Annotated in this window: 1 protein-coding gene; it reads right to left on the bottom strand. The window is 69.9% G+C overall.

The window, feature by feature from the left end; genetic code table 11:
* The coding region (locus tag ACYOEI_RS41255; protein ID WP_462856500.1) for a DUF1501 domain-containing protein at positions 1-306 on the bottom strand (306 nt) is incomplete at both ends.

The following is a 306-nucleotide window of genomic DNA, read 5'->3' as shown; positions in this document are numbered from 1 at the left end:
GGGTCTTGTGGATCGCGTGGTTGTTGACGTGGCTGTCCCACCCTTCGAGCGTGACCTCGACGCAACGCACGCCCACCTCGGTCAGTCGCCTCGCGGCGAGGCAGGCCCGGCCGAACGGCGTCGCGCCGTAGGCCTCGCGCAACTGGGCCGGCTCCTGGGAGACGTCGAAGGCCTTGAGTTGCTCGGAGGTCATCATGACCCGGGCCCGTCGGATCGTGTCGCGATGGAGCGTCGCCTCGACCCGTCGGCGACGGCCGAGGGCGAACGTCTTCTCGACCACGTCGAGGTCGCGGATCCGCCCCTCGT

The organism is Singulisphaera rosea (assembly GCF_054877945.1).
Note: the sequence above shows the minus strand (reverse complement) of the source record. Positions and strands in the feature narration are given on the sequence as shown.